This is a genomic window from Oricola cellulosilytica, from assembly GCF_019966575.1.
Classification (GTDB): domain Bacteria; phylum Pseudomonadota; class Alphaproteobacteria; order Rhizobiales; family Rhizobiaceae; genus Oricola; species Oricola cellulosilytica.
The window spans coordinates 66,861-85,086 of record NZ_JAINFK010000002.1 but is presented as its reverse complement, the minus strand read 5'-3'; the positions used below and the strand labels follow the sequence as shown (position 1 = coordinate 85,086).

Genomic DNA, 18,226 nt, shown 5'->3' with positions numbered 1-18,226 from the left:
ACGTTCGGGAACGGCGGCGTCACATTCAATCGAAGACCTCGATGAGGGAGGTTTCACATGGGCTCGCTGAAGGAAACGATGATGACCAAGGACAACCCTTTCGCCACTTTTTCGGATGGCATGACGGAAATGCAGAAAAATGCGGTCGGCTGGATGACCGCGGCCGGCGTTACGAAATATCCCGGCGCCGCCAACCTTGCCGCCCAGCCGATGGCTGCGATCGCCGCGTCGTCGGCGATCGGCATGGGGATGGCGAGCCAGATGTTCGGCATGATGGCAGGCGCCATGGCCGGTGCGATGAAGGCGACAAACATGCTGGCCTCCGAATCGACCGGTGGCCTTTCGACACCCTTCGGGGCCGCGAACCCTTTCAATTTCGATTGGGCGATCGGGTCCTTCGATGACACCTCCGAGACGGCGCCGACCGAGAAGAAGGCAAAGACCCCGGATGCCGCGCCAAAGCCGGCGCCGAAACCGGTTCCGGTCGCGAAGATCGTCAGTTCGGACAGTGCTTCGGTGAAGAAGGCCACCACAGCCGAGCCGGTCGGGGACCCGGTTGCAAAGACGAAAGCGCCAGAAGCTCCGGCGAAAACCAAAACACCCGAGCCACCGGCGAAACCGCAAGCGGCGGAGTCGGCGGCCGAGCCGGTCATGCCGGAGGATTTCAAAAAGCCGGCGTCCATGAAGAAACCCGACCAACCGGATGATCTGAAAAAGATTTCCGGAATCGGGCCGAAGCTCGAGACAGTCCTGAACGGTCTCGGCGTCTGGACGTTCGGGCAGATAGCGGCATGGACTCCGAACGAGATCGCCTGGGTTGACGACTATTTGCAGTTCAAGGGTCGGATCGAGCGCGACAACTGGATTCCCCAAGCCGGCGAACTCGCCGGAAAGGGCAAGTAGTCGTCGCGATGCATCTTGCCGCACTCATCCTCGCCATGCCGAACCCTGACCTCGCCGGATCCCACGGCCCGGTGGGACTTCGGAACGTCCAAAGCATCTGGACCGGCACGGCGGCAGCGACTATGCGTTCGGCTGGTCCCAGCCCCATGTCAAACTCTGGCGGCCGCGGCGCTGCGGCGAGATACTGAAAGTTGGAAATCGGTTCATGGCACTGATCAAGGTCGACGGTAAAGAGGTCGAGGTTCCCGATCACTTCACGCTTCTCCAGGCGTGTGAGGAAGCGGGCGCGGAAATCCCGCGCTTCTGTTTCCACGAGCGGCTCTCGATCGCGGGCAATTGCCGCATGTGCCTGGTCGAGGTGAAGGGCGGCCCCCCGAAACCGGCGGCGTCCTGTGCCATGGGCGTGCGCGATCTGCGTCCGGGTCCGGAAGGTCAGCCGCCGGAAGTCTTCACAAATACCCCGATGGTGAAGAAGGCACGCGAGGGGGTGATGGAGTTCCTGCTCATCAATCATCCGCTGGATTGCCCGATTTGCGATCAGGGCGGCGAGTGCGATCTGCAGGACCAGGCGATGGCGTTCGGCGTCGACTCGTCGCGCTATCACGAGAACAAGCGCGCCGTGGAAGACAAATATATCGGCCCGCTGGTCAAGACGATCATGACGCGCTGCATTCACTGCACGCGGTGCGTCCGTTTCACCACCGAGGTCGCCGGGATTTCAGAACTTGGCCTGATCGGCCGCGGCGAGGACGCTGAAATCACTACTTACCTGGAAGAGGCGATGACCTCGGAATTGCAGGGCAACGTGATCGACCTTTGCCCGGTCGGCGCGCTGACTTCGCGCCCCTATGCGTTTCAGGCGCGCCCATGGGAGCTCTCCAAGACCGAGTCCATCGACGTCATGGACGCCGTCGGCTCGGCGATCCGCGTCGACGCGCGCGGCCGCGAAGTTATGCGTATCCTGCCGCGGGTTAACGACGCAGTGAACGAGGAGTGGATTTCCGACAAGTCGCGCTTCATCTGGGACGGGCTCCGCACCCAGCGCCTCGACCGGCCCTATGTGCGCGGCGTAGACGGCAAGCTGAAGCCGGCAAGCTGGATCGAAGCGTTCGGCGCCGTATGGGGGGCGGTATCCGGGAAGTCCGGCAACCAGCTCGGCGCGATCGCCGGCGATCTTGCCGGCGTGGAGGAAATGTATGCGCTGAAGACGCTGATGGCGTCGCTCGGATCGTCCAGTATCGACTGTCGCCCGGATGGCGCCGCGCTCGATCCGTCGCTCGGGCGGGCATCCTATATTTTCAATCCGACCATCGAGGGCATCGAGCAGGCCGATGCGATTCTGATCGTTGGCTCCAATCCGCGTTTCGAGGCCTCGGTGCTGAACGCGCGCATCCGCAAGGCATGGCGAGCAAACGACATTCCGATCGGCGTGATCGGTGACATGGGCGATCTGCGTTATGACTACGAGATGCTCGGCTCAGGCCCGGAGACGCTGAAGGAACTGGCGGGCGGCAACCACAGCTTCTTCAAGGCGCTGAAGAAAGCCAAGCGTCCGATGGTCATCGTAGGGCAGGGCGCTCTGGCGCGAGGCGACGGCACGGCAGTCCTCGGACTGGTGGCGAAGGTCGCGGATGCCGCGGGCGCGGTAACGAAGGACTGGAACGGCTTCGCCGTGCTCCATACGGCGGCCGCACGGGTCGGCGGGCTCGATCTCGGCTTCGTGCCGGGCGAGGGTGGGCTTGCCGCTGCCGACATGGTGGCGGGGAGCGATGTCCTGTTCCTGCTCGGAGCCGATGAACTGGATTTGCGCAAGCGCAAGCAGGGCGGGTTTACCGTCTATATCGGCACGCACGGAGACGTCGGCGCCCACCATGCTGACGTGATCCTTCCCGCTTCGGCCTACACCGAAAAATTCGCAACCTATGTGAACACCGAAGGCCGTGTGCAAATGACTAACCGGGCCGGCTTCGCGCCGGGCGAGGCGAAAGAGGACTGGGCCATCCTGAGGGCGCTCTCCGAGGTGCTCGGCCACAAGCTGCCGTTTGATTCGCTGCCGCAATTGCGCGCCGCGCTTTATGCCGATCATCCGCATTTTGCCGAGATCGGGGAGGTCGCGCGCGACGAGAGCGCCGATATTGCCGCAATTGCCGAAAAAGGCGGACGGTTGGGCAAGTCGGCGTTTGCATCGCCGGTCAAAGACTTCTATTTGACCAACCCGATCGCGCGGGCATCCGCCGTGATGGCCGAATGTTCCAGCCTCGCGCGCAAGGGCTTTAAGCAGGCCGCCGAATGACCGGGTTCAACAAGGGCAGGAAACGGACCGCATAGATGTTTGAAACCTACGTCGTACCGGGGCTGATCATCCTCCTGCAGACGCTCGTCCTGCTGGTGTCGCTGCTGGTCTTCACCGCCTTCATTCTCTATGCCGACCGCAAGATCTGGGCGGCCGTCCAGTCGCGGCGCGGCCCGAACGTCGTCGGTCCGTGGGGGCTTTTGCAGTCGTTTGCGGACCTGCTGAAATTTATCCTCAAGGAACCGATCATCCCGTCCGGAGCGAACAAGGGAATCTTCCTGCTTGCCCCCTTCGTTTCGGCTGTCCTGGCGCTTGCGGCATGGGCCGTAATTCCGCTCGATGACGGCTGGGCGATCGCTTCGGTCAATGTCGGAATTCTCTATGTTTTCGCGATCTCCTCGCTTGAGGTTTACGGCGTGATCATGGCCGGCTGGGCGTCGAACTCGAAATACCCGTTCCTCGGCGCATTGCGTTCGGCCGCCCAGATGGTCTCCTACGAAGTCTCGATCGGCTTCGTCATCGTGACCGTGCTGCTGGCCGTCGGTTCGCTCAATCTCGGCGACATCGTGCTCGCCCAGCGCGACGGCCTCGGCACGCGTCTCGGCCTGCCCAACACTTTCCTCGACTGGCATTGGCTCGGTCTGTTCCCGATGTTCGTCATCTTCTTCATCTCGGCGCTGGCCGAGACCAACCGTCCGCCCTTCGATCTCGTCGAGGCCGAATCCGAGCTCGTCGCCGGCCACATGATCGAGTACTCCTCGACGCCCTACATGATGTTCATGCTGGGCGAATACATCGCGATCCTGCTGATGTGCGCGCTGACCGTCATCCTGTTTCTCGGAGGATGGCTGCCCCCATTCGACTTCGCGCCGTTCACCTGGGTTCCCGGTGTCTTCTGGTTCGTTCTGAAGCTTTGCTTCGTCTTCTTTCTGATCTCCATGGTGAAGGCATTCGTCCCGCGCTACCGCTACGACCAGCTGATGCGGCTCGGCTGGAAGGTGTTCCTGCCGATCTCGCTGTTCATGGTCTTCGCGACCGCGGCTTTCCTGAAACTGATGGGCTGGGCATGATGGGCGCGGCCGTCACATTGCCGATTAAAGGACGCTGCTACTGCGGCGAGACGGCCGTGAGGGCATCACGCTCGCCGCAGACCGTCGCATACTGCCATTGCGTCGACTGTCGACGTGTCACCGGTGCGCCTGTCGCGGCGATGGCCGCCTTTGAGGAAAAGGATCTGACTTTCACTCCCGACGAAGGTGCCGTGGCGCCTTCCAATCCGGGTGTGAAAAGGTCATTTTGCAGATCCTGCGGATCGCCGCTTTCCTCGCGCTTTGATTATCTACCCGGCCAGGTCTACGTCCCGCTCGGACTGCTGGACCAAGCGGACGAACTCGTGCCGGAGGTCCACAGCTACGAATCGCAGCGTCTGCGCTGGCTACACATCGACGACAGCGTCGAACGGTTTGCCACGTCGTCGCGCGCGCGGCTGGCCGGTTCGCCGGAGACAATGAGGGATCGGACATGAACACGATCGCACAAGCCGCCAAGGCGCTGCTGCTGAAAGAGTTCGTCGGCGCGTTTTTTCTCTCGATGCGGCGATTTTTCGAACCGAAATTCACGGTCAACTATCCGTTCGAGAAGGGTCCGGTCAGCCCACGGTTCCGTGGCGAGCACGCGTTGCGCCGTTATCCGAACGGCGAGGAACGCTGTATTGCCTGCAAATTGTGTGAGGCGATCTGCCCCGCCCAGGCGATCACCATCGAGGCCGGGCCGCGCCGTAATGACGGCACGCGCCGCACGGTTCGTTACGACATCGACATGGTGAAATGCATCTATTGCGGCTTCTGCCAGGAAGCCTGTCCGGTCGACGCGATCGTCGAGGGTCCGAATTTCGAGTTCGCGACGGAGACCCGTGAGGAACTCTATTACGACAAGAACAAACTTCTGGAAAACGGCGACCGGTGGGAACGTGAAATCGCACGCAACCTCGCGATCGACGCGCCGTATCGCTAGAGGCAAACGCATAATCGCCGCCCGGGATGGCGGTGCGGCTCCGGCACAGGGCGCTTGCGCGCTGGCGGCCGGGCAGGGAGATCGGGGAAGCGATCATGATTAGTGGTTTAGGGGCGGCATTCTTTTACCTGTTTGCCTTCGTTGCCGTCGGGAGCGCCTTCATGGTGATTGCGGCGCGCAATCCCGTGCACTCGGTTCTCTATCTCATCCTCACCTTCTTCAACGCGGCCGCACTGTTCCTGCTGACCGGGGCGGAATTCCTCGCGATGATTCTGCTCGTCGTTTACGTGGGAGCGGTCGCGGTGCTGTTCCTGTTCGTCGTGATGATGCTCGACGTCGACTTTGCGTCAATGAAGCGCGGCGCGCTGGAATACGCGCCGATCGGGGCGGTGGTCGGCATCATCCTGGCTGCCGAATTGCTGATCGTTCTGGCCGGAGCCGCCTTCGATGTCGAAAAACCGGCTCAGACGGCGCTACCCGCACCCAACCCGGTCGTGCGCCACAACACCGCAGCGCTCGGCGATATCCTTTACACGGATTACATTTTCTTCTTCCAGATCGCCGGCATCGTGCTGCTCGTGGCGATGATCGGCGCCATCGTGCTTACGCTTCGCCCGCAGCGCGCCGGCGTGAAGCGCCAGAACATGTCGCAACAGGTTGCCCGGACACCGGAGACCGCGATCGATGTCGTCGACGTCGAGACCGGCAAGGGAATTTGACCACATGACAATTACCATCTCCCATTACCTGACCGTTTCGGCGCTGCTCTTCGTCATCGGTGTGTTCGGCATCTTCCTGAACCGCAAGAACGTCATCGTCATCCTAATGTCGGTGGAACTCATCCTCCTTGCCGTGAACCTGAACTTCGTCGCGTTCTCTGCGCATCTGGAGGATCTCGTCGGGCAGGTCTTTGCCCTGTTCGTCCTGACCGTGGCGGCCGCCGAGGCGGCAATCGGGCTTGCAATTCTCGTCGTCTTCTATCGCAACCGCGGTTCCATCGCGGTCGAAGACGTGAGCATGATGAAAGGCTGACCGCGCCATGTATCACGCCATCGTCTTTCTGCCGCTTATCGGCGCGCTGGTTGCCGGTCTGTTCGGCCGTTCGCTCGGCGCGAAGGCCAGCGAGTACATCACCTCCGGCTTGATGGTGGTTGCCGCCATCCTGTCGTGGATCGCGTTCCTGACGTTTTCCTTCTCCGACTCCGAAGCATTCACCGTTCCGGTGATGCGCTGGATACAGTCGGGGGGCCTGGACGTGGGGTGGGCGTTCCGGATCGACACGCTGACGGTCGTCATGCTGATCGTGGTCAACACGGTGTCGTCGCTGGTTCATATCTATTCGATCGGATACATGCACCACGATCCGCACCGTCCGCGGTTTTTCGCGTATCTGTCTCTGTTTACCTTCGCCATGCTGATGCTGGTGACGTCGGACAACCTCGTGCAGATGTTCTTCGGCTGGGAGGGCGTCGGACTGGCGTCTTATCTTCTGATCGGCTTCTGGTACAAGAAGCCGTCGGCCAACGCTGCCGCGATGAAGGCCTTCATCGTCAACCGCGTCGGCGACTTCGGTTTCGCGCTCGGCATCTTCGGCGTATTCGTGCTGTTCGGCTCGGTCAATCTGGAGACGGTTTTCGCCAGCGCAGCGGCTGACCTCACCGGCGAGGGCGCGGAAGGCGTGGCGCAGGCCGGCAACGTCATGAATTTCCTCGGTTACCAGCTCGACAAAGCGCATGCACTGACGGTGGTCTGCTTGCTGCTCTTCATGGGCGCGATGGGCAAGTCGGCGCAGTTCCTGCTGCACACTTGGCTGCCCGACGCGATGGAAGGCCCGACGCCGGTTTCCGCGCTGATCCATGCCGCGACGATGGTCACCGCCGGGGTGTTCATGGTTGCGCGCATGTCGCCGCTGTTCGAACTGAGCCCGACGGCTCTGACCTTCGTCACGATGATTGGCGCGATCACCGCCTTCTTTGCCGCAACCGTCGGCCTCGTGCAAAACGACATCAAGCGCGTGATTGCATATTCCACCTGCTCTCAGCTCGGCTACATGTTCGTGGCGCTGGGGGTCGGCGCCTATGGCGCTGGCATCTTCCACCTGTTCACCCACGCCTTCTTCAAGGCGCTGTTGTTCCTTGGCGCGGGCTCGGTCATTCACGCGGTTTCCGACGAGCAGGACATGCGCAAGATGGGCGGCCTGCGCAAACATATTCCGCTGACCTACTGGATGATGATAATCGGCACGCTGGCGCTTACCGGCGTCGGCATTCCGGGCACCTATATCGGCACCGCCGGGTTCTTTTCCAAAGATGCGATTATCGAGAGCGCATATGTCGGGAACAACGCCGCCGCCGGTGTGGCTTTCGCCCTGCTGGTCATCGCCGCGCTGTTCACCAGTTTCTATTCCTGGCGGCTGATCTTCATGACGTTCCACGGCAAGCCCCGCGCATCCGCGGACGTGATGCACCATGTGCACGAATCGCCGCAGGTAATGCTGGTCCCGCTTTACATTCTGGCCGCCGGAGCGTTGCTCGCGGGCGTGCTCTTCTACGGAGCCTTCACCGGCCACGCAGAGGGCGAGCATGCCGGCTGGTACAATGAGTTCTGGCGCACCGCGCTGTTTGCCGGGCCGGACAATCGTATCCTAGAGGAATTCCACGACGTGCCGCTGCTCGTGAAATGGAGCCCGTTCATCGCCATGGCCATCGGCCTGGTAACCGCCTGGTACTTCTACATCCGTTCGCCACAGACGCCGCGCAATCTCGCCGCGCAGCATGAGGGCCTCTACAAGTTCCTGCTCAACAAGTGGTATTTCGACGAGCTCTACGACTTCCTGTTCGTGAGGCCCGCAATGCGTCTTGGCCGGTTCCTGTGGAAGCGCGGCGATGGCTGGCTGATCGACGGATTCGGACCTGACGGCGTGGCGTCGCGGGTTCTCCAAACCACCGGCCGGGTCGTCAAGCTGCAGTCCGGCTACCTTTATCACTATGCGTTCGCGATGCTGATCGGCGTTGCCGCGCTTGTCACTTGGATGATCCTTGGGGGCGCCGTCTAATGGCTGGGATGCCCATCCTCTCACTCGTTACGTTTCTGCCGCTCGTCGGCGTGCTGATCATTTTGTTCATCAACGACGACAGCGAGATCGCGAAACGCAACATACGCATGGTCTCATTGCTGACGACCGGCTTCACTTTCGCCATTTCGCTGCTGATCTGGATCGGGTTCGACACGTCCGATCCGGGCTTCCAGTTCGTCGAGAAGGCCGAATGGCTGGACAGCGGAATTTCGTACCACATGGGGGTCGACGGCATTTCGATGCTGTTCGTCATCCTGACGACGTTCCTGATGCCGCTTTGCATCCTCGCGAGCTGGGACGCGGTCCAGACCCGCGTGAAGGCGTACATGATCGCCTTCCTGGTACTGGAAACGCTGATGATCGGCGTTTTCTGCGCGCTCGACATCGTTCTGTTCTACGTCTTCTTCGAGGGCGGGCTGATCCCGATGTTCATCATCATCGGGGTGTGGGGCGGAAAGCGGCGGGTCTACGCCTCGTTCAAGTTCTTCCTCTATACGCTGCTCGGTTCGGTGCTGATGCTGCTCGCCATCATGGCGATGTTCTTCAACGCCGGTACGACGAGCATTCCGGACCTGCTGGCCCATGACTTCCCGGCATCAATGCAGACGTGGCTGTGGCTCGCCTTCTTCGCTTCCTTCGCGGTGAAAATGCCGATGTGGCCGGTCCACACATGGCTTCCCGACGCCCACGTCGAAGCGCCGACCGCGGGCTCGGTGATCCTTGCCGGCATCCTGCTGAAACTCGGCGGGTATGGCCTGATCCGCTTCTCGCTGGCGATGTTCCCGCTTGCCTCGGCGGAGTTTGCCGGGCTGGTCTTCACCCTGTCGGTGATCGCGATCGTCTACACATCGCTGGTCGCGCTGATGCAGGAGGACGTCAAGAAGCTGATCGCCTATTCCTCCGTCGCCCATATGGGCTACGTGACGATGGGAATTTTCGCGGCGAACCATCAGGGCGTCGACGGCGCGATCTTCCAGATGCTATCGCACGGCCTCGTGTCGGGCGCGCTGTTCCTGTGCGTCGGCGTGATCTACGACCGGATGCATACACGCGACATCGCGGCCTATGGGGGCCTCGTCCAGATCATGCCGCGTTACGCCGCCGCCTTCATGGTATTCACGATGGCCAATGTCGGCCTGCCGGGGACCTCCGGGTTCGTGGGCGAGTTCCTGGTGCTGATGGGGATTTTCAAGGCGAACACGTGGTTTGCCGTGATCGCCACCACCGGCGTAATCCTTTCCGCGGCATACGCGCTGTGGCTCTACCGGCGTGTCATCTTCGGCGTGCTGGAAAAGGAAAGCCTAAAGGCGATGCTCGACCTTTCGCCGCGCGAGCGGGCGATCCTCTATCCGCTCGTCGTTCTCACCATCTTCTTCGGCGTCTATCCGGCGCCGGTGTTCGATGTTACCTCGGCGTCCGTCGACGCCCTGTTGTCCGATTATTCCGCCGCGCTGGATGCTGCCCGTGCCGCTGCGGATGTCGCGATGACGGCGAACTGATCCGGGAGCCAGGTTCGATGTCTGCCGATTTTCTGTCACAGGGCCTTGCCCTTTCGATACCGGAACTGATCCTCGCGGCTGGCGCCATGGTGCTGCTGATGGTGGGCGTTTTCGTTCCCGCCGACCGGGCCAACGCCACCGTCACCGGGCTGGCCGTGGCGCTGCTGATCGCCGCGCTCGGCTGGATGCTGTTCATCGGCGGTCGAGGGGAGGCTTTCGCCGGCGCATTCGTGCAGGATGGCTTCGCCGTCTTCATGAAGGCGCTGACGCTCATCGGCTCGGTTGTCGCGCTGGCGATGTCGGTCGGGTTTGCCCGCGCCGAGAAATTCGACCGGTTCGAATTCCCCGTGCTGATCGTGCTGGCGACGCTCGGCATGTTGCTGATGGTGTCGGCCAACAGCCTGCTGACGCTGTATATGGGGCTCGAACTTCAATCCCTCGCGCTCTACGTCGTCGCTGCGATCAACCGCGACAGTGTGCGCTCCACCGAAGCCGGCCTCAAATATTTCGTTCTCGGTGCTCTTTCCTCAGGCATGATGCTGTACGGCATATCGCTGATTTACGGCTTTACCGGCCATGTCGGGTTCGCCGAAATCGCTGCCGCCCTCACGGGGGGCGAGCGATCCATCGGCGTGTTGTTCGGGCTGGTGTTCCTGATCGCGGGGCTGGCGTTCAAGATCTCGGCAGTACCGTTCCACATGTGGACGCCGGACGTCTATGAAGGCGCGCCGACGCCGGTAACCGCGTTTTTCGCCGCCGCCCCGAAAATGGCGGCCATGGCCATGTTCGTGCGGGTTGTGATGGACGCCTTCGCGCCAGTGACCGCGGACTGGCGGCAGATCGTCGTCTTCATCGCCATCGCCTCGATGCTCCTCGGCGCGTTTGCAGCGATCGGCCAGCGCAACATCAAGCGCCTGATGGCCTATTCGTCGATCGGCCATATGGGGTACGCGCTGGTAGGGCTTGCCGCCGGCACGCTGGTCGGAGTCAAGGGCGTGATGCTCTACATGGCGATCTATCTCGTCATGACCCTCGGCACGTTCGCCTTCATTCTCGCCATGCGGCGCAAGGACGAGGGGAATGTCGAGAACATCGACGATCTGGCTGGGCTGTCCGCCACCAATCCGGTGATGGCGACAGTGCTGACCATCATGATGTTCTCGCTGGCGGGCATTCCGCCGCTCGCCGGCTTCTGGGCAAAATGGTACGTTTTCCTCGCCGCCATAGAGGCCGGGCTTTATCCACTCGCGATCATCGGCGTCCTCGCTTCGGTCGTCGGGGCCTACTATTACCTGCGCATTATCAAGCTGATGTGGTTCGACGAGTCAGTAGGCGGTTTCCTGCCCGTGGCCGCCGAACTGCGCCTGGTGATGGGCGTCTCCGGGCTCTTCGTTCTCGGCTATGTGCTGATCGGCGGGCCGATCGCGGCGACCGCCGAGGCCGCCGCACGAACGCTGTTCTGACGAACGGGGAAATGTTCGCGGCGTGACAGGTACTCCGATGGACGGAATTCCGGGCTGGCGGCACCTTGAGCTGATGTCCGTCGGTTCGACGAATGCCGAGGCGATCGCGATTGCCGCCGAGGGCGATGCCGGGCACTTATGGGTCACGGCGCGCGAACAAACGGCGGGCCGGGGCCGCCGCGGCCGCGATTGGAGCTCGCCGCCGGGAAATCTCTACGCATCCGCGCTGCTCGTCGATCCGGCACCGCTCGAGGCGCTGGCTGCGCTGCCGCTTGTCGCGGCCGTTGCCGTGCGCAATGCCATCGCCGCATGTGGCCTGCCGCCCGGAACGAAGCTGCACATCAAGTGGCCGAACGACATCCTGCTCAACGGCGCGAAATGCTGCGGCATGCTGCTGGAGAGCAGTTTTCTTGCCGGCGGGCCGCGCGCCGTGGTGATCGGTTGCGGCATTAATGTCGTCAGCCATCCGGACCCCGGACTTTACCCCGCGACCGCGCTCAACCGCGAGGGTGTGGCGGCGACGCCCTCGACGCTGTTCGCGCATCTGGCGCGGGCAATGAGCGATGCGCTCGACATCTGGAACGAAGGGCACGGCGCGGCCCGTATTCGCGGCCTCTGGCTGGAACACGCGCGCGGTGTCGGCGAGCCGATCGTCGTCAACCTTGCCAACAGGCGCATCGAGGGCATATTCGATGACATCGACAGCGAGGGCATGTTGCTCCTGCGCGACCGTCACGGCACGATCCGCGCGATTTCCGCAGGCGATCTCTTCTTTGACAATCCGAACAACCGCGCCGATCCGGCGCCAGCGCAAGAATAAGAATGATCATGGACGAATTGGTGTTTGTGCCGCTGGGCGGCGTCGGCGAAATCGGCATGAACCTGGCGATGTACGGCTTCGGACCGCCCGCCAGGCGCAAATGGCTGGTGGTGGACTGCGGCGTGACCTTTCCAGGCCCGGAGCTGCCGGGCGTCGACCTCGTGCTGCCGGATATCCGTTTCCTCGAAGCCGAGCGCGAGAACCTGTGCGGCATCGTCATCACCCACGCGCACGAGGATCACTACGGCGCGCTGCTGACGCTCTATCCGCTTATTTCGCCCGAAGGCACCGTGCCTGTCTTCGCCACGGCCTTTACCGCCGGAATGCTCGAGGCGAAAGCCGAGTCGGAACCCGGTTCCCCGAAGATCGTGGTGACAGAATTCAAGGCCGGATCGACGTTTAAGGCGGGTCCGTTCGAGATCGAGGGTATCTCGGTTACGCACTCGATTCCTGAACCGATGTCGCTCGCCATCACCACGGCGCTCGGCACAGTCGTTCACACCGGCGACTGGAAGAATGACGAGGACCCCTCGATGGGGCCGCTGATCGATCACAACCGGTTTCAGGAACTTGGCGAAAAGGGCGTTCTGGCACTGATTTGCGATTCCACCAACGCGATGCGCGAGGGGGTCTCACCGTCGGAACGTGAAGTCTCAGAAGGGCTGAAGGAGGTCATCGCCGCCGCCGAGGGCAGGGTGGCCGTCACGACCTTCTCCTCCAACGTCGGCCGCATTCGTTCGATCGTGGAGGCCGCGCGTGACAACGGACGCGAGGTGCTCCTGCTTGGCCGCTCGATGAAACGTGTGGTCGATGTCGCCTCGGAACTCGGTTACATGGAGGGCCTGCCGCCATTCCTCGCGGAGGAGGATTTCGGTTACATCCCCCGCGACAAGGTTGTCATCATCCTTACCGGGTCGCAGGGTGAAAACCGTGCCGCGCTGGCAAAACTCGCCCGCGACGAGATGCGCGACGTATCCCTGACGAAGGGCGACACTGTCGTCTATTCCTCGCGCACCATTCCGGGCAACGAGAAGGCGATCCTCGAGACCAAGAACAGGCTGATCGACATGGGGATCACAGTGATCGAGGACGGCGATGCGCTTGTCCACGTTTCCGGTCATCCCCGCCGCAACGAACTACGCCAGATGTATGGCTGGACAAGGCCGCAGATCGGCATTCCGGTGCATGGCGAAGCTGCCCACCTGAGTGCTCATGCGAAGCTGATGACCGAGAACGGCATCGAGCACGTGGTGCCCGCGCGCAACGGCGATCTCGTGCGCCTCGCCCCGGGGCAGCCCGAGATCGTGGACGATGTGCCGAATGGCCGCTTCTTCAAGGACGGCAAGCTGTTCGGCGATGACGAGGCGGTCGGGGTACGCGACCGCCGGCGCCTTTCGTTCGCCGGTCATGTGGCCGTCAGCATCGTTCTAGACCGCAAGCACGAGCTTGTCGCCGATCCGGAGCTGGTCGCTATCGGTGTACCGGAATCCGATGCGGGGGGCGAAGATTTCGAGGATTTGCTGTATGACGCCGCACTCGGCGCCGTGGAGAGCATTCCCCGCGCGCGGCGTCGCGATCCGGATCTCGTCGAAAGGGCGGTGCAAAGCGCGGTGCGGGCCGCCGCTCGCGACGCATGGGGTAAAAAGCCGCTGACAACCGTGCTGGTCTCGAAAGTGTAGGAGGATGCAATGCTGGGCCGCCTCAACCATGTCGCAATCGCGGTACCGGACCTAGAGGTCGCGGCGGAGCGATATCGCGCTGTGCTGGGTGCGACGGTGACCGAGCCGCAGGCGCTGCCGGACCATGGAGTGACGGTGGTTTTTGTCGAGGTCGCAAACACCAAGACCGAATTGCTGGAGCCGCTTGGCGAGGCTTCGCCCATCGCGGCGTTCCTGGAGAAAAACCCCGCCGGGGGAATCCACCACATGTGCTACGAAGTCGAGGACATCATCGAGGCGCGCGATGCTCTGCAGGTGAATGGGGTCCGCGTGCTCGGCGACGGTGAACCGAAGACCGGCGCGCACGGAAAGCCCGTCCTGTTCCTTCATCCGAAGGATTTTGACGGGACCCTGATCGAATTGGAACAGGTGTGACCATGAACCTGATCTCCGCCTTTGCCATCTTCTTCATCATCTGGTGGGTCGTGCTGTTCACGACACTTCCGCTCGGTGTGCGGAGCCAGGTCGAAGATGACGATGTCACGCTTGGGACCGAACACGGCGCGCCGACTCGCCCGGCACTGTTGCGCAAGATGCTGCTGACCACCGCGATCTCGCTCGTTCTGTTCGGACTATTCTACCTGGTCACGGTTACCTTGGGGTATGGCGTCGATGACATCCCCCGCATCGTGCCGCGGTTTGACTGAGAGCCCATCGGTTCCGCCCCATCCGGCCCAAAAAAAGTGGCAGGGTTGAAGCCCTGCCACTCATGAATCGGCCCGATTTTCATACGCTACCTCCGTAACGTCGCTGCCATGAAACAGGCGCGGAAAATCCAATCCTCCCAAGACTTTGGCCGCATTCTCCAACACGTTCGGCTCTCACGTCACGTGCCGGGAGCCTTTCCTAGCAACGGTTGAGGCTCTTGTCATTAAAAAATAACGTAACGTGAGAAAATGATTACACTGGAGAGGCGCAAAACGCTCTGGAGGTGCCGAGCGAGCGTTTTTCTTTCCAATGAAGGTGAGGCGGTCTATGTACGGCTCCGTCAGGCCGGTATGCCTTCTGATTCCGGTTCGCCCGATTTGTTCTCTGGAAATTGCCATGCGTCTCTCGCGTTATTTTTTACCGCTTCTCAAAGAAAACCCAAAGGAAGCGGAAATCGTTTCCCATCGCCTCATGCTGCGCGCGGGAATGATCCGCCAGCAGGCCGCCGGCATATATTCTTTGCTGCCGCTCGGCCTGAGAGTTCTGGAAAACGTGTGCCGCGTCATTCGCGAGGAGCAGAACCGCTCGGGCGCGATTGAAATCCTGATGCCGACGATCCAGCCCGCCGATCTCTGGCGCGAAAGCAGCCGCTACGACGACTATGGCAAGGAGATGCTGCGCATCACCGACCGCCATGAGCGTGACCTGCTTTACGGTCCGACCAATGAGGAGATGGTGACCGACATTTTCCGGTCCTACGTGAAGTCCTACAAGGACCTTCCCCTTAATCTCTACCATATCCAGTGGAAGTTCCGGGACGAGGTGCGCCCGCGCTTCGGCGTGATGCGCGGTCGTGAATTTCTGATGAAGGACGCCTATTCGTTCGACCTCGACTACGAGGGTGCGAAGGCAGCTTACAACCGGATGTTTGTTGCTTATCTGCGGACTTTCGAACGCCTGGGCCTGAAGTCGATACCGATGCGCGCGGATACCGGCCCAATCGGTGGGGATCTCAGTCACGAATTCATCATCCTCGCGGAGACAGGCGAAAGCCAGGTGTTTTGTGACAGGGCATATCTCGACATGGAAGTCCCCGGAATTGACGTCGACTTCCGGAACGACGAGGAGATGGCTTCCATCGTTGAGAAGTGGACGACTCCCTACGCTGCGACCGACGAAATGCATGATGAGTCAGACTGGTCGAAGACGGATGAGTCAGACCGTCTCTCGGCGCGCGGCATCGAAGTCGGCCACATCTTTCATTTCGGTACGAAATATTCCGAGCCGATGGGCGCGACGGTCACCGGCCCGGACGGCAAGCAGCATCCGGTCTCTATGGGATCCTACGGGATCGGTCCGACACGCCTTATCGCGGCCATTATCGAAGCCTCCCATGACGACAATGGAATCATCTGGCCTGAAAGTGTTGCCCCGTTCGGAGCGGCAATCGTGAACATGAAACCCGGCGATCGGGGATGCGACGAGTTCTCCGACAGCATCTACGAGAAGCTGTCGAACGCGGGCATCGACCCATTGATGGATGACACCGATCAGCGCGCCGGCGCGAAGTTTGCCGCCATGGACCTGATCGGACTTCCCTGGCAGGTCGTCGTTGGCCCGCGCGGCGTCGCTTCCGATGTCGTGGAGATCAAGAATCGCAGAACCGGCGACAAACAGGAACTGTCCATCGACACTGCGGTGCACCGCATCGTCGGAGGGGCGTGACGGGTGGCCAGCATAACCGATACCAAAGCCCCGGCGTCGAATGTGCGGGATGACCGGAACGGATCCGCCGGTTCGTTCTCGGCCTTCGAGAGGCTCGTAGCGTGGCGCTATCTGCGTCCGCGCCGCAAGGAAGCTGCCGTCTCCATCGTGACGATCATCTCGCTCATCGGCGTTACCTTGGGCGTTGCGGCGCTAATCATCGTCATGGCGGTGATGAACGGCTTCCGGGCCGAACTTCTGGACCGGATCCTTGGCCTGAACGGCCATCTCATGATTTCCGCGATCGACCGTCCGCTCGACGACTACGAAGAGCTTTCGGCGCGCGTCACCACCGTTCCGGGCGTGCGCATGGTGATGCCGATTGTCGAGGGGCAGGCTCTGGCGACCGGCAATGTCGGTGCCGGATCCGGTGTCCTGGTGCGTGGCGTGCGCGGCGAGGATTTCGTCAACCTGGACTCCGTCTCCGGGAACATTCAGCACGGTTCGCTTGAAACCTACCTGACCGGCGACGGTGTGGCGATCGGCACGCGCATGGCGCAGGATCTGGGCCTTGCCGTCGGGGACCTCATCAAGGTGATCTCGCCGGAGGGCGACGTCACGCCATTCGGGACGACTCCGCGGGTGAAGTCCTATCCGGTCCGCGCGATTTTCGAGATGGGCATGTCGGAGTACGACCGCTCAGTCATTTTCATGCCGCTCGAAGAGGCACAGCTCTATTTCAACACCGAAGGCGTAGCCCAGCTCATTGAGATATTCGTAGACGACCCGGATGCGGTCGACCACTACCGTCCGCTGATCGAGGAGGCGGGGGACCGGCCGATGTATGTGAGCGACTGGCGGCAACGCAATCAGGCGTTTTTCTCCGCGCTGCTGATCGAGCGCAACGCCATGTTCCTGATCCTGTCGATCGTGGTGCTGGTCGCATCGCTCAACATTGTCGCCAGCCTGATCATGATGGTGAAGGAAAAGGCGCGGGGTGTGGCCATCCTGCGCACCATGGGCGCGACCCAGGCGTCTGTTATGCGCATCTTCATCATGGCGGGCGTCGGCGTCGGCTTTGTCGGCACAGTGTCCGGACTGGTGCTGGGCGTGCTGTTCTGTCTGAATATCCGCTATATCCAGCGCTTCGTGAACTGGGTGTCCGGATCGGATGTCTGGGATCCAACCATACGCTTCCTGTCCGAGATACCGGCGAAGTTGAACGTGTACGAGACCGCCTCTGTCGTGTTGCTGTCGCTTACGCTGTCGCTGTTGGCGGCCATTCTTCCGGCCTGGCGCGCCGCCAAGCTCGATCCGGTCGAGGCGCTGAGGTACGAATGATGGCCGACCGGAAGACTGTTTTGCGTCTCAGAGGCGTTGATCGCGCCTATAACGAGGCGAACCACACGCTGCAGATCCTGAAGGGCGCCGATTTCGAATTGCGCGAAGGCGAGATGGTGGCGCTGGTAGCCCCGTCGGGGGCCGGCAAATCGACCCTGCTCCACACCGCCGGCCTGCTTGAGCGGCCCGATGGCGGCGAGGTGTTTATCAACGGCACTGCGTGCGGCACGATGTCGGACGGCGAGCGGACGGCCCGCCGCCGCAACGATGTCGGGTTCGTTTACCAGTTCCACCATTTGCTGCCGGAGTTCAGCGCGCTCGAGAACGTGATGATTCCGCAGATGATCCGCGGACTCTCCAGAGGCAAGGCCGCTGAGCGGGCTCAGCAATTGCTCGACTATATGCGTATCGGACCGAGGGCGGCGCACCGCCCTGCGGAACTGTCCGGCGGTGAGCAGCAGCGGGTAGCGATCGCCCGCGCCGTTGCCAATGCACCCCTGGTCCTGCTCGCCGACGAGCCGACGGGCAATCTCGATCCGGAGACGTCCGGCTACGTGTTCGAGGCGCTATCGGCTCTGGCACGCCAGTCGGGCCTCGCCGCCCTCGTCGCCACCCACAATCACGCGCTTGCCGAGCGCATGGACCGGGTGGTCACGCTCGCCGAAGGCCGCGTCGTCGCGGTCTGACGTTACTCCTTTTACCTACCGTTAACCGCGTTTTCGGCTCCCCTCGGACGCGCGCTCTCCTG

Annotated in this window: 17 protein-coding genes; all 17 read left to right on the top strand. The window is 61.9% G+C overall.

The window, feature by feature from the left end; genetic code table 11:
• The first annotated feature begins 57 nt into the window (after positions 1–57).
• Positions 58–903 (top strand): NADH-quinone oxidoreductase subunit E, encoded by an 846-nt coding sequence (locus LC298_RS05090; protein ID WP_131568473.1) that lies wholly within the window; start codon positions 58–60, stop codon positions 901–903.
• 205 nt (positions 904–1,108) lie between these two features.
• Positions 1,109–3,196 carry an NADH-quinone oxidoreductase subunit NuoG gene (nuoG, locus tag LC298_RS05085; RefSeq protein WP_131568475.1) on the top strand — a complete coding sequence of 696 codons (2,088 nt, stop codon included), beginning with the start codon at positions 1,109–1,111 and terminating at the stop codon, positions 3,194–3,196.
• A 35-nt stretch (positions 3,197–3,231) separates the two neighbouring features.
• Positions 3,232–4,266 carry an NADH-quinone oxidoreductase subunit NuoH gene (gene nuoH / locus LC298_RS05080; protein ID WP_131568477.1) on the top strand — a complete coding sequence of 345 codons (1,035 nt, stop codon included), beginning with the start codon at positions 3,232–3,234 and terminating at the stop codon, positions 4,264–4,266.
• Positions 4,263–4,721 (top strand): GFA family protein, encoded by a 459-nt coding sequence (locus tag LC298_RS05075; protein WP_487353244.1) that lies wholly within the window; start codon positions 4,263–4,265, stop codon positions 4,719–4,721. The genes nuoH and LC298_RS05075 overlap by 4 nt, the downstream gene beginning before the upstream one ends.
• A complete protein-coding gene (gene nuoI / locus LC298_RS05070) occupies positions 4,718–5,209 on the top strand; it encodes an NADH-quinone oxidoreductase subunit NuoI (protein WP_131568479.1) in 492 nt (163 codons plus the stop codon). Before LC298_RS05075 ends, nuoI begins: the two co-directional genes overlap by 4 nt.
• Positions 5,210–5,304: 95 nt before the next feature.
• A complete protein-coding gene (locus LC298_RS05065; protein ID WP_131568481.1) occupies positions 5,305–5,928 on the top strand; it encodes an NADH-quinone oxidoreductase subunit J in 624 nt (207 codons plus the stop codon).
• A 4-nt stretch (positions 5,929–5,932) separates the two neighbouring features.
• Positions 5,933–6,241 (top strand): NADH-quinone oxidoreductase subunit NuoK, encoded by a 309-nt coding sequence (gene nuoK, locus LC298_RS05060; RefSeq protein WP_131568483.1) that lies wholly within the window; start codon positions 5,933–5,935, stop codon positions 6,239–6,241.
• A 7-nt stretch (positions 6,242–6,248) separates the two neighbouring features.
• Complete coding sequence (gene nuoL, locus LC298_RS05055) at positions 6,249–8,264, top strand: NADH-quinone oxidoreductase subunit L (protein WP_131568485.1); 2,016 nt, start codon at positions 6,249–6,251, stop codon at positions 8,262–8,264.
• Positions 8,264–9,784, top strand: coding sequence for an NADH-quinone oxidoreductase subunit M (locus LC298_RS05050; RefSeq protein ID WP_131568487.1), 1,521 nt, complete (start codon positions 8,264–8,266; stop codon positions 9,782–9,784). Before nuoL ends, LC298_RS05050 begins: the two co-directional genes overlap by 1 nt.
• A 17-nt stretch (positions 9,785–9,801) precedes the next feature.
• Entirely contained in the window at positions 9,802–11,247 is a 1,446-nt protein-coding gene (gene nuoN, locus LC298_RS05045; RefSeq protein WP_131568489.1) for an NADH-quinone oxidoreductase subunit NuoN, read from the top strand.
• Between the two features lie 37 nt (positions 11,248–11,284).
• Complete coding sequence (locus tag LC298_RS05040) at positions 11,285–12,067, top strand: biotin--[acetyl-CoA-carboxylase] ligase (RefSeq protein ID WP_131568843.1); 783 nt, start codon at positions 11,285–11,287, stop codon at positions 12,065–12,067.
• A gap of 8 nt (positions 12,068–12,075) precedes the next feature.
• A complete protein-coding gene (locus LC298_RS05035) occupies positions 12,076–13,746 on the top strand; it encodes a ribonuclease J (protein WP_428977549.1) in 1,671 nt (556 codons plus the stop codon).
• A gap of 9 nt (positions 13,747–13,755) precedes the next feature.
• Positions 13,756–14,160, top strand: coding sequence for a methylmalonyl-CoA epimerase (gene mce / locus LC298_RS05030; protein ID WP_131568493.1), 405 nt, complete (start codon positions 13,756–13,758; stop codon positions 14,158–14,160).
• A 2-nt stretch (positions 14,161–14,162) separates the two neighbouring features.
• Entirely contained in the window at positions 14,163–14,432 is a 270-nt protein-coding gene (locus LC298_RS05025; protein ID WP_131568495.1) for a DUF1467 family protein, read from the top strand.
• A gap of 397 nt (positions 14,433–14,829) precedes the next feature.
• Entirely contained in the window at positions 14,830–16,158 is a 1,329-nt protein-coding gene (gene proS / locus LC298_RS05020; protein ID WP_131568497.1) for a proline--tRNA ligase, read from the top strand.
• A 3-nt stretch (positions 16,159–16,161) separates the two neighbouring features.
• Positions 16,162–17,478 (top strand): lipoprotein-releasing ABC transporter permease subunit, encoded by a 1,317-nt coding sequence (locus tag LC298_RS05015; protein ID WP_428977550.1) that lies wholly within the window; start codon positions 16,162–16,164, stop codon positions 17,476–17,478.
• A complete protein-coding gene (locus LC298_RS05010; RefSeq protein ID WP_428977551.1) occupies positions 17,475–18,164 on the top strand; it encodes an ABC transporter ATP-binding protein in 690 nt (229 codons plus the stop codon). Before LC298_RS05015 ends, LC298_RS05010 begins: the two co-directional genes overlap by 4 nt.
• The last annotated feature ends 62 nt before the right edge of the window (positions 18,165–18,226 follow it).